General features: G+C 71.1%; 1 protein-coding gene. It reads left to right on the top strand.

Annotated features, from left to right (window positions below; all coding sequences use genetic code 11):
* Positions 1–281: 281 nt before the first annotated feature.
* Positions 282–13,373 (top strand): non-ribosomal peptide synthetase (locus ADK60_RS47885; protein WP_159400665.1); only part of this gene is annotated, 13,092 nt, incomplete at its 3' end.

The following is a 13,373-nucleotide window of genomic DNA, read 5'->3' as shown; positions in this document are numbered from 1 at the left end:
GACAACCTGGGTGTGACCGTGGAGCCGACCCTGGTGTGGGACGTCGACACGGTGGCGGCTCTGACCGTTCACCTGGCCGGCCTGGTGGCCGAACTGCCCTCGGCCTGAGCGGCCTTCCGCGTCTTCAGGGCCCGCAGGGCTCTTAGTGCACGTTTGTTTGCCGGCGGCGGGGTCCGACGGGGTCCTGGGTCGGCCTGGTTGATTCGCGCGGTCCCGGTGCCGTGGTTCAGCGGCCTGCCTTTGTTCTTCCAGAGTGCGTCGATCGATTGAGGGATACGAGAATGGGTGCCTCCGCACAGGGTCTGTGGGATCTGATGTCCGGCCAGCTGGGGGTCTGGTACGCGCAGCAGCTCGCGCCCGACAATCCGGCGTACAACATCGGTGACTGCACGGAGATCCGCGGCGAACTCGACGCGGACCTCTTCGTGCGTGCGCTGCGCCGTACGGTGCAGGAGGCGGAGGCTCTCCGGCTGCGCCTGTGTGTGGAGGGCGGGACGCCGCGGCAGTTCCTGGGGGAGGCCGGGGAGGTTCCGGTCCACGTGGCGGATCTGCGGGGGGAGGCCGATCCGCGTGCGGTGGCGCAGGAGTGGATCCAGGCCGATCTGGACACGCCGGTGGAGCTGGTGGGTGGGGCGCTGTCGGGGCATGCGTTCTTCGTGCTCGGGTCGGACCACTACCTGTGGTACCAGCGTGCGCACCACATTGTTCTCGACGGTAACGGTCTGTCGCAGTTCGCTGAGCGGCTGTCCCAGGTGTACGGGGTGCTGCGGGCGGGTGGGGATCCGGCCGAGAGTGCTCTGCGGTCGGTGTCGGAGCTGATCGAGACCGACGAGGTCTACCGGGATTCGCAGGAGCGTGACCGGGACCGGCGGTTCTGGCTGGAGGCGTTCTCGGACCATGAGGAGGAGGCGGCGTCCGAGGCGCCGATGGGGCGGCACCTCGCCGGCCGGCCGCTGACCCACCAGCAGGATCTCGGAGTCGACGCGACCGCGCGGCTGCGGGCTGCCGCGAAGCGGCTTCGGGTCAGCTTCGCCGGTTTGGTGATCGCCGCGTCTGCCGTCTACCAGCACCGGTCCACCGGGGCACAGGACGTCGTGCTCGGAGTGTCGGCCAGCGGCCGCACGAGCATGCGTGAGGTGGGTATCCCCGGCATGACCTCGAACATCATGCCGATCAGGCTCAGGGTCCGTCCGGGCATGTCCGTCGAGGAGCTCGCGCGGCAGACGCAGCGAGCGGTCCGGAGCGGTCTGCTTCACCAGCGCTACCAGTACCCGGACCTGCTCAGGGACCTGAAGCGGGTCGGCGGCACCCCGCTGTACGACATGATCGTCGACGTCATGGTGGCCGACCGCCGGATCGGGTTCGGCGACTGCGCGATCACCTGGACCGCCCTCTCCAGCGGGCCTGCCGAAGGCCTGAAGATCGACGTGTTCGGCAAGCCGGCCGAGGGCGGCGTGCAGACCCTCATCGAGATGAACCGCGAGCACTACGACGCCGAAGCGGCGGCGTCGGTGAGCCGCCGGTTCCTGGCCGTGCTGGACTGGCTCAGCAGCGCCGAGGCCACCGCCTTGGTCAGCACCGTCGACCTGCTCGACCCGGCTGAGCGCCGGCTGGTGCTGGAGACCTGGAACGACACCGCGGTACCCGGTGAGGCACTGCCGGTACCGCAGCGGTTCGCGGCCCAGGTGGCCGCGACGCCGCAGGCGGTTGCCGTGGTGGCCGACGGCGTGGCGGTGTGCTACGCCGAACTGGACGCGCGAGCCAATCGGTTGGCGCACCACCTCGTCGCCCAGGGAGTCGGCGCGCAGTCGCTGGTGGGTCTGTGCCTGCCACGCGGCCTGCAGGCGATCGAGGCGATCCTGGCGGTGTGGAAGGCGGGGGCGGCGTACCTGCCGCTGGACCCGGCGTACCCGGCGCAGCGGCTCGGCCGGCTGCTGGCCGACAGCGGGGCCGGGCACGTGCTGGGCGAAGCGGCGCTGATCGGGGAGCTGGCGGCCCAGGACGTGCGCACGATCGCCCTGGATGACCCGGCGGTGCTGGCCGAGCTGATCGCACGACCCGACGGTTCGCCGGAACTCGACGTGATGGCCGACCAGTTGGCCTACGTGATCTACACCTCCGGCTCGACCGGCGAGCCCAAGGGCGTGGCTGTGACGCACCGCGGGCTCGCGAACTACGTGGCCTCGGTGCCGGGACAGGTCGGCTTCGGCGCGCCGGGCGGTAGGTATGCGCTGCTGCAGCCCACGGTGACGGACCTCGGCAACACCGTGGTGTTCGCGAGCCTGACGACCGGCGGTGAACTGCACGTCCTGCAGGAGGGTGCGGTGACGGATCCGTCAGCCGTCGCCCAGTACCTGGCGGAGAACCGCATCGACTTCGTGAAGGTGGTGCCCTCGCACCTGGCGGCGCTGGGCGCGGCAGCCGGCCTGGCCGCCCTGATGCCGGCCGGGGCGTTGGTGCTGGGCGGCGAGGCGGCGTCGCCGACGCTGGTCGCCGGACTGCTCGAAGTCGCGGGTGACCGTGGTGTGTTCAACCACTACGGGCCCACCGAGACGACCATCGGCGTGGTGGCCGGCCGACTCGACCGGAAGTCGGCTGCCGCGGGTGCGGTGCCGCTCGGGGTGCCGGTGGCAAACACCCGTGCCTACGTGCTGGACGGGTCGCTGAGCCCCGTTCCGGTCGGCGTGGCGGGTGAGTTGTACGTGGCCGGTCCGCAGGTGGCGCGCGGGTACGTGGGGCGCGCCGGTCTGACCGCGCAGCGGTTCGTGGCCTGCCCGTTCGGCCCGGCCGGCGAGCGGATGTACGCGACCGGCGACCTGGTGCGCTGGACCACCGACGGTGAACTGGTGCACCTGGGCCGTACGGACGAGCAGGTGAAGGTGCGCGGCTACCGGGTGGAACCGGGTGAGGTGCAAGCGGTGCTGGCCGCGCACGAGTCGGTGGCACAGGCCGCCGTCGTCGTCCGCGAGGACTTCCCCGGCGACAAGCGCCTGATCGCCTACATCGTTCCCGCCGCCGCCGCTCGGACGGCTGACGCCGTGCGACTGAGTCAGCTCGTGCTCGTGTTCCTGGCCGAGCGGCTGCCGGGGTATCTGGTTCCCTCGGCGGTGGTGGTGCTGGACGCGCTGCCGTTGACGGCCAACGGAAAGCTGAACCGCGCCGGCCTGCCCGCTCCGGACTATCTGTCCTCCACCGCCGAGGCCGTCGGCCGCGGTCCGGCGACGGTCCATGAGGAGATCCTCTGCGGCGTGTTCGCGCAGGTGCTGGGAGTGGAGAGGGTCGGCGTCGACGACGACTTCTTCGCTCTGGGCGGCCACTCGCTGCTGGCGATCCGGCTGATCAGCCGGATCCGGACGGTCCTGAACGTCGAGCTGCCGATCCAGGTGTTCTTCGAGGTGCCGTCGCCGGCCGGGGTCGCGGCCTGGCTGGCCGAATCGGCGGTCGCCGAAGGGCGTGCGGCGCTGGTGCCGGCGGAGCGGCCGGAGCGGGTGCCGCTGTCGTTCGCGCAGCGCCGCCTGTGGTTCCTGGGGCAGCTGGAGGGTCCGAGCGTTACCTACAACGCCTCGGTGGCGCTGCGACTGAGCGGAGAGTTGGACCAGCAGGCACTGGCGGCCGCGTTCACGGACGTGATCGGGCGGCACGAGGTGCTGCGCACGGTCCTTCCGGCGGCGGACGGTGAGCCGTATCAGCGTGTCCTGCCGGTGGAGGCGTGCGGGTTCGAGCTTGCGGTGGTCGAGGTGGCGTCGCAGGAGCTGGACGGGGCGGTGGCCGAGGCCGCGGGTTACGCGTTCGACCTGTCGGCGGAGATCCCGCTGCGGGCGACGGTGTTCGCGGTGGCGCCGCAGGAGCACGTGCTGGTGGTGCTGATGCACCACATCGCGGGTGACGGTTGGTCGACGGGCCCGATGCTGCGGGATGTGTCGGTGGCGTACGCGGCACGGTCGGGCGGTGCGGCGCCGGTGTGGGAGCCGCTGCCGGTGCAGTATGCGGACTACGCGTTGTGGCAGCGGGAGTTGCTCGGCGACGAGCAGAACCCGGACAGTGTGCTGTCCGGGCAGATGGCGTACTGGCGGGAGGCGTTGGCGGGGGCACCGGAGGAGTTGGAGCTGCCGACCGACCGCCGGCGCCCGGCGGTCGCCTCGTACCGTGGGCACGAGGTGCCGCTGGATGCCCCGGCCGAGCTGCATGCGCGGGTGCTGGAGGTGGCGCGTGAGCGGGGGGTGACCCTCTTCATGGTCCTGCAGGCGGCGTTGGCGGTCACCCTGAACCGGATCGGCGCGGGCGCGGACATCCCGATCGGGTCGCCGGTCGCCGGTCGCACCGACGAGGCGCTGAACGACCTGGTCGGGTTCTTCGTCAACACCTTGGTGGTGCGGACCGACCTGTCCGGTGATCCGACCTTCGACGAGGTGCTGGAGCGGGTCCGGGAGGCCAGTCTCGGGGCGTTCGCGCACCAGGACGTGCCGTTCGAGAGGCTGGTCGAGGAGCTGTCGCCGACCCGGTCGATGGCACGCCACCCGTTGTTCCAGGTCGTGCTCACCCTGCAGAACACGGGGTCGGCCCGGCTGGAGCTGCCCGGTCTGCGCGCCGGACGGGTGCCGACCGGTCTGGTCCTCGGCAAGTTCGACCTGGACCTGAACCTGAGCGAGGCGTTCGACGCCGACGGCGCGCCGGCCGGCTTGCGGGGTGTGCTCCTGGCGGCGGCGGACCTGTTCGATGCGGAGACCGTGCGGCGGATCGCGGGCTGGTTGCTCCAGGTTCTGGAGACGGTGACGGCGCAGCCGGGAACGCGGTTGAGCGCCGTGGATGTGCTGGGCGCGGACGAGCGCCGCCTGCTCCTGGAGGAGTGGAACGGGACGGCGGTCGAGGTCGAGCCGTCGACGTTGCCGGGGTTGTTCGCGGCGCAGGTGGCGCGGACGCCGGATGCGGTGGCGGTGGTGTTCGAGGACGTCGAGCTGTCGTATGCGGAGTTGGATGCGCGCGCCAACCGGCTGGCGCGACTGCTGGTGGCGCGTGGTGTGGGTGCGGAGTCGGTGGTGGGGGTGTGTTTGGAGCGCGGCGCCGAGTTGGTGGTGGCGCTGCTGGCAGTGGTGAAGGCGGGGGGCGCGTATCTGCCGATCGATCCGGCGTATCCGGATGACCGGATCGGGTTCACGTTGGGTGATGCGGGTGCGCGTCTGGTGCTGACCTCTGCTGAGCTGGCGGGTCGCCTGGGTGGGTTCGGTGCGGAGGCGGCGGTGCTGGACGAGCCGTCGGTGGTGAGGGAGTTGGCGGCGCTGGATGGCGGGGCGGTGGAGTGTGCGGTGTCGCCGGGGCACCCGGCGTACGTGATCTACACGTCGGGGTCGACGGGTCGGCCCAAGGGCGTGGTGGTGTCGCACGGCAGTGTGACCGGGTTGTTCGCACAGGCCGGGCCGCTGTTCGGCGGGTTCGGGGCGGACGATGTGTGGTCGTGCTTCCATTCGTTCGCGTTCGACTTCTCGGTGTGGGAGTTGTGGGGTGCGCTGCTGCACGGGGGTCGGGTGGTGGTGGTCCCGTACGGGGTCTCGCGCTCGCCGCAGGAGTTCCTGGCGCTGATCGAGCGCGAGCGGGTGACGGTCCTGAGTCAGACCCCCTCGGCGTTCTACCAGTTGGCGGCCGTGGAGGAGGAGCGTCCTGGGTCGGTGGCGTCGCTGCGTGCGGTGGTGTTCGGTGGCGAGGCGCTGGATCCGGGCCGGCTGAGCGACTGGTGGGCCCGTCATGGTGATCGTGGTCCGCGGTTGGTGAACATGTACGGCATCACCGAGACCACGGTGCATGTGACGTTCCGCGAGCTGTCCTCGGACGAGGGCGGGGCGGGCAGTGTGATCGGGCGCGGAATCCCGGGTCTGGGTGTCTTCGTGCTGGACGAGTTCCTGCGTCCGGTTCCGGTGGGCGTGACGGGTGAGATGTATGTGGCGGGTGGGCAGTTGGCCCGGGGGTATCTGGGCCGTCCGGGGTTGACCGGGGAGCGGTTCGTGGCGTCGCCGTTCGGGGTGCCGGGTGGGCGGTTGTACCGCACGGGTGACCGGGCGAAGTGGTCGGGCGACGGCGAGTTGGTGTTCGCGGGTCGTGCGGACGAGCAGGTGAAGATCCGCGGTTTCCGGATCGAGCCGGGTGAGGTGCAGGTCGTCCTGGCCGCGCACCTGGGCCTGGAGCAGGTCGTGGTGACGGTCCGCGAGGACGTCCCGGGCGACAAGCGCCTGGTGGCGTACGCGGTTCCGGCCGACGTCGACGCCGGCGCGGATGAACTCCTCGCCAGTCTGCGGGAGTTCGCGGGTTCGCGGTTGCCGGCCTACATGGTGCCGTCGGCGGTGGTGGTGCTGGATGTGCTGCCGCTGACGGTGAACGGCAAGGTGGACCGCAAGGCGCTGCCGGCGCCGGAGTACGCGGCGGGTGCGGGCCGGGCGCCGGCGACGGTGCAGGAGGAGCTCCTGTGCCAGGCGTTCGCGGAGATTCTGGGTCTGTCGGCGGTGGGGGTGGATGACGACTTCTTCACGCTGGGCGGACACTCGCTGCTGGCGATGCGGCTGCTGAGTCGGATCCGCTCGCTGCTGGGTGTGGAGTTGGCGGTCCGTGAGCTGTTCGAGGCGCCGACGCCGGCGGGTCTGGCGGGACGGCTCGGCCAGGCCCGTGAGGGCCGGTTGGCACTGCGTGCGACGGAGCGTCCGGAGCGGGTGCGGTTGTCGTTCGCGCAGCGCCGTTTGTGGTTCCTCGGCGAGTTGGAGGGCGCGAGCGCGACCTACAACACTCCGATGGCTCTGCGCCTGTCCGGCGAGGTGGACCGGGAGGCCCTCGCGGCGGCGCTGCGGGACGTCATCGGGCGGCACGAGGTGCTGCGGACGGTGTTCCCGGCAGTCGACGGCGAGCCGTACCAGCGGGTTCTCGGTGTGGAGGAGTGCGGGTTCGAGCTCTCGGCGGTCGAGGTGGCGTCGGAGGGGCTGGAGGACGCACTGGCCGAGGCGGGCCGGTATGCGTTCGACTTCTCGTCCGAGATTCCGTTGCGGGCGACGCTGTTCGCGGTGAGTCCGGTCGAGCATGTGCTGGTGGTGCTGTCGCACCACATCGCCATGGACGGCTGGTCGACTGCTCCGCTGATGCGGGATCTGTCGGCGGCGTATGCGGCGCGCTTGGGCGGCGCGGCTCCGGTGTGGGAGCCGCTGCCGGTGCAGTATGCGGATTTCGCCTTGTGGCAGCGGGAGTTGCTGGGTGACGAGGGCGATTCGTCGAGTGTGCTGTCGCGTCAGGTGGAGTACTGGCGCGAGGCGTTGGCGGGGGCTCCGGAGGAGTTGCCGCTGCCGTTCGATCGGCCGCGTCCGGCGGTTGCCTCGCACCGCGGTCACACCGTGGAGTTGGATGTTCCGGCCGAACTGCACGGGCGTTTGGTGGAGTTGGCGCGTGAGCGTGGGGTGACCGTGTTCATGGTGCTGCAGGCGGCTGTTGCGGTGACGCTCGGCCGGCTGGGTGCGGGGGCCGACATCCCGATCGGGTCGGCGATCGCCGGGCGTACGGACGAGGCGCTGAACGATCTGGTCGGCTGCTTCGTCAACACGGTTGTCGTGCGCACGGATCTGTCGGGGGACCCGACGTTCGAGGAGGTTCTCGGGCGGGTGCGCGAGGCGGGGCTGAGCGCGCTGGAGAACCAGGACGTGCCGTTCGAGAAGCTGGTGGAGGAGTTGGCGCCGGCGCGTTCGCTGGCCCGGCACCCGCTGTTCCAGGTCGTCCTGACCCTTCAGAACACCGGCTTGGTGGCGGACGGCGGTGTGCTGGACCTGCCTGGCCTGGGGGCGGAACCGCTGCTGTTGGGTCGGGCGATGGCGAAGTTCGACCTCGATGTGATCGTGGGTGAGGCGTTCGGTGCGCAGGGCGCGCCGGCGGGGATCCGGGGCATGCTGACTGCGGCGGCGGATCTGTTCGACGAGGGTGTCGCGGGTCGGGTCGCGGGCGCTCTGGTGCGGGTGCTGTCGGCGATGGCCGACGACCCGCAGGCCCGGGTCGACGCGGTGGATGTGCTGGGTGCGGACGAGCGTCGCCGGGTGCTGTCGGAGTGGAACGACACCACCGCGGTCGGATCCGGGTCGATGGTTCCGCAGGTGTTCGAGGCACAGGTGGCGCGGACGCCGGAGGCGGTGGCCGTGGTGTCCGCCGGTGCGTCGGTGTCGTACGCGGAGTTGGATGCGCGGGCGAACCGCCTTGCCCACTATCTGGTCAGCCAGGGTGTTGGCCCGGAGGCGGTGGTGGGGCTGGCGTTGCCGCGTGGCGTGGAGATGATCGCCGGGATTCTGGCGGTGTGGAAGGCGGGGGCGGGATACCTGCCGGTGGACATGTCCCAGCCGGCGGAGCGGGTCGCGTTCACGGTGAAGGACTCGCGGGCGCAGTTGGTGCTGACCACTGATGAGGTGCTGGAGGACCTGCCGTCGGTGGGTGTGCGTCTGGTGGCGGTGGACGGCACGTTGACGGCGATGCAGTTGGCGACGGCGCCGACCACCTCGCCCGGCGTGGCGGTGGATCCGCGGTCGCTGGCGTATGTCATCTACACCTCCGGTTCGACGGGTCGTCCGAAGGGCGTGGCCGTTACGCACGGGGGTCTGGCGAACTACGTGTCCTCGGTGCCGGCCCGGGTCGGGTTCGAGGGTGGTAGGTATGCGCTGCTGCAGGCTCAGGCGACCGACCTGGGGAACACGGTGCTGCTCGCGAGCCTGCTGTCGGGTGGTGAGCTGCATGTCCTGGACGAGGAGGCCGTCACCGATCCGCGTCTGGTCGCGGACTATCTGACCGAGCACGGGATCGACTTCCTGAAGGTGGTGCCCTCGCACCTGGCGGCGCTGGGTGCGGTGGGTGGTCTGGAGCGGGTGCTGCCGGGACGGTCGGTGGTGCTGGGCGGTGAGGCCGCCTCGCCGGCGTGGGTGGCGGAGCTGCTGGCGGCTGCCGGTGAGCGGGATGTGTTCAACCACTACGGTCCGACGGAGACCACGATCGGTGTGGCGACCACCCGTCTGACGTCGGGTGGGGTGGTGCCGGTGGGTTCGCCGGTGGCCAACACCCGCTTCTACGTGCTGGACGAGCGCCTCGACCCGGTGCCGGTGGGCGTGGCGGGTGAGTTGTACGTGGCGGGTGCGCAGCTGGCGCGCGGCTATGTGCGCCGTCCTGGCTTGACCGCGGAGCGGTTCGTGGCGTGCCCGTTCGGCAGCGGCACGGGAGTCACGGAGCGGATGTACCGCACGGGTGACCGTGCGAAGTGGTCGGACGACGGCGAGATCGTGTTCCTGGGCCGTGCGGACGACCAGGTGAAGATCCGTGGTTTCCGGATCGAGCCGGGTGAGGTGGCCAGTGCCCTGACGGCTCACCCGCTGATCGCCCAGGCCGCCGTGATCGCCCGCGAGGACACCCCGGGGGACAAGCGCCTGGTCGCCTACGTGGTCGCGGACGACCCGGAGGATGTGGACGACACGCTCGCGGACGGGGTGCGGACCTTCGTCGCCGCCCGGTTGCCGGAGCACATGGTGCCCTCCGCCGTGGTGGTGCTGGACGCCCTGCCGCTGACGGGCAACGGGAAGTTGGACCGCGGGGCGCTGCCCTCGCCGGACTTCGCGTCGGTGGGCGGGGTGTCGAGCCGTGGGCCGGCGTCGGTGCAGGAGGAGATCCTGTGCCGGGCGTTCGCCGAGGTCCTCGGGTTGGAGAGCGTCGGCGTCGATGACGATTTCTTCGCGCTGGGTGGGCATTCGCTGCTGGCGGTGTCGTTGGTGGAGATGTTGCGGGCGCGTGGGGTCTCGGTGTCGGTGAAGGCGTTGTTCCAGACGTCGACCCCCGCGGGCCTGGCGGTCGAGGCGGGTTCGGAGCAGGTGGCCGTGCCGGCGAACCTCATCCCTGAGGACGCCACGGAGATCACCCCGGAGATGCTGCCGCTGGTGGAGCTGACCGAGGCCGAGCTCGGGTTGATCGTGGCGAAGGTGCCCGGTGGTGCCGCGAACGTCGCGGACGTCTACCCGCTGGCCCCGCTCCAGGAGGGCATCCTCTTCCACCACTTGATGAAGGCCGGGCGTGAGGGTGAGCGGGACGTTTATGCCGGGCCGACGGTGCTCGGGTTCGACTCCCGCACGCGGCTCGACTCGTTCCTGAACGCGCTGCAGCGGGTGATCGACCGGCACGACGTGTACCGCACGGCGATCGTGTGGGAGGGTCTGCGTGAGCCGGTCCAGGTCGTGGCCCGACACGCCGGGCTGCCGGTCCGGGAAGTCGTGCTGGATCCGCAGGGCGCCGACGCGGCGGAGCAGTTGCTGTCCGTCGGCGGCGCCTGGATGGAACTGGACCGGGCCCCGCTGATGGACGTGCACATCGCCGCCGAACCGAACGGCGACGGCTGGCTGGCCCTGCTGCGCGTCCACCACCTGGTGCGGGACGACACAACGACGGACGCGCTGCTGGGGGAGGTGCGTGCCTTCCTGACCGGGCGGGGCGAGTCGCTGTCCAAGGGGCTGCCGTTCCGCGACTTCGTCGTCCAGGCCCGCCTCGGTACGCCGCGCGAGGAGCACGAGCGGTACTTCGCCGGGCTGCTGGGCGACGTCACCGAGACCACTGCCCCGTTCGGCCTGCTGGACGTTCACGGAGACGGCACGACCGCGGTATCGGTGCGCTCCTCGGTGGAGGCCGAGCTCGCGCTTCGACTGCGGGCAGTCGCGCGCCGGACGGCCGTGAGTCCGGCGACGGTGTTCCACCTGGCGTGGGCACGGGTGCTGGCCGCGGTGAGCGGTCGTGAGGACGTGGTGTTCGGCACGGTGCTGTTCGGCCGGATGAACGCCGGCGCGGGTGCCGACCGGCTCCAGGGGCCGTGCCTCAACACGCTCCCGGTGCGGGTGCGGGTCGGTACCTCCGCCGTGGGCGAGGCGCTGGCCGGGATGCGGCAGCAGTTGGCCGAACTGCTGGTGCACGAGCACGCGCCGCTGGTGCTGGCGCAGCAGGCGAGCGGTGTGGCGGGCGGCAGCCCGCTGTTCACCGCCCTCTTCAACTACCGCAACGGCCGCGGCGGTGCGACGGAACTCGGCGCGGGTCTGGGCACCGGGCTGGAGGAAGTGCGGATCCTTGCCGCCGAAGGGCGCACCAACTACCCCCTGGTCGCGAATGTCGATGACGACGGGAACGGGTTCAGCCTGACCATCGACGCGGTGGCGCCGGCCGATGCGGAGCAGGTGGGCACGATGCTGCACACCTGCCTCCTCCAGCTCGTGACCGCGTTGGAGGAGGATCCGCAGGCGCGGTTCTCGGCGCTCGACGTGCTGGGTGCGGACGAGCGCCGACTGGTGGTGGAGAAGTGGAACGGGACGGCGGTCGAGGTCGAGCCGTCGACGTTGCCGGGGTTGTTCGCGGCGCAGGTGGCGCGGACGCCGGATGCGGTGGCGCTGGTCTTCGAGGGCGTCGAGCTGTCCTACGCGGAGTTGGATGCGCGGGCCAACCGGCTGGCGCGGTTGCTGATCGGGCGTGGTGTCGGCCCGGAGTCGGTGGTCGCGGTGCTGATGGAGCGCGGCGTGGAGCTGGTGGTGTCGCTGCTGGCGGTGCTGAAGGCCGGCGGGGCTTATCTGCCGGTGGATCCGGAGTATCCGGCCGGTCGCATCGAGGCCGTCCTCGCCGATGCCGGGTCGGTGTGCGTGCTCGGCGCCACCGCCCTGACCGGGGTGGTGCCGGATGGCGTGCCCCGGGTTGCGGTGGACGATCCCGCGGTGGTCGCGGAGCTGGCGGCTCTGTCGGCGCAGGCTCCCGTGGTGGAGGTGCTGCCTGCGCATCCGGCGTATGTGATCTTCACGTCGGGTTCCACCGGCCGTCCGAAGGGCGTTGCGGTGCCGCACGAGGGGATCGTCAACCGGCTCGCCTGGATGCAGGAGACCCCCGGCGTGGCCATCGGTGTCGGGGACCGGGTGCTGCAGAAGACGCCGTTCGGGTTCGACGTCAGCGTGTGGGAGTTCTTCTGGCCGTTGGTGCAGGGCGCGGCGCTGGTGCTCGCCCGCCCGGGTGGGCACCGGGAGCCCGGCTATCTCGTCGAGTTGATCCAGGGCGAGAACATCACGGTGACGCACTTCGTGCCGTCGATGCTGGAGGCGTTCCTGCGTGAGCCGGCGGCCACCGACTGCACCGGGCTGCGGGCGGTGTTCTGCAGTGGTGAGGCACTGCCGGTGCCGTTGCGGGACCGGTTCCTCGAACTGCTGGCGGGTGTACCGCTGTTCAACCTGTACGGGCCCACGGAGGCGTCCGTGGACGTCACCGCGGCGCGCTGTGCCGTCAGCGACGGTGCGGTGGTGCCGATCGGTGGGCCGGTGGCCAATACCCGGGTGTATGTGCTGGACGGTTCGCTGTCCCCGGTGCCGGTGGGTGTCGAGGGTGAGTTGTACCTGGCGGGTGTGCAGTTGGCGCGCGGGTACGTGGGGCGTGCCGGTTTGACGGCGGAGCGGTTCGTGGCGTGCCCGTTCGGCAGCGGCACGGGGGTCCCGGAGAGGATGTACCGCACGGGTGACCGGGTCCGCTGGAACGCCGATGGTCAGCTGGTGTACCTGGGCCGTGCGGACGAGCAGGTGAAGATCCGCGGCTTCCGGATCGAGCCCGGCGAGGTCCAGGCCGTCCTGGCCGTCCACCCTGCCGTGGCCCAGGTCGCGGTTGTCGCTCGCGAGGACGTCCCGGGTGACATCCGCCTGGTGGCGTACGCGGTTCCGGCCGGCTCGGACGCGCCGTCGGACGAACTCGAATCCCTGTTGCGGGAGTTCGCGGGTGAGCGGTTGCCGTCCCACATGGTTCCGTCGGCGGTCGTGCTGCTGGACGCGTTGCCGGTGACGGTCAACGGCAAGCTGGACCGCAAGGCCCTGCCCGTTCCGCAGCACACGACGGGTGGGGGCCGTGCGCCGGCCAGTGTGCGGGAGGAGATCCTCTGCGAGGCGTTCGCCGAGGTCCTCGGCCTGCCGGCGGTGGGGGTCGATGACGACTTCTTCACGCTGGGCGGCCATTCGCTGCTGGCAGTGGCCCTGGTGGAACGTCTGCGAGTGCGGGGTGTGTCCGTAGCGGTGCGGGCGCTCTTCGAGACGCCGACGGTGGCCGGGCTGGCAGCCGCACAGGCCGCCGAGGGGGTCGTGGTGCCGGCGAACGCCATTCCCGTCGACGCTCGGGAGATCACGCCGGAGATGCTGCCGCTGGTGGAGCTGACCGGGGCGGAGATCGAGCGGGTCGTGGCGAAGGTCGAGGGCGGTGCGGCCAATGTGGCCGACGTCTACCCGCTGGCCCCGCTCCAGGAGGGCATGCTCTTCCACCACCTGATGGCGGACCAGGCGTCCGAGACGGATGTCTACATGCGGCCGTCGGTGCTGGGGTTCGACTCG

Source organism: Streptomyces sp. XY431 (genome assembly GCF_001279805.1).
Taxonomy (GTDB): Bacteria; Actinomycetota; Actinomycetes; order Streptomycetales; family Streptomycetaceae; genus Kitasatospora; species Kitasatospora purpeofusca.
This window is presented reverse-complemented; position numbering and strand designations above follow the sequence as displayed.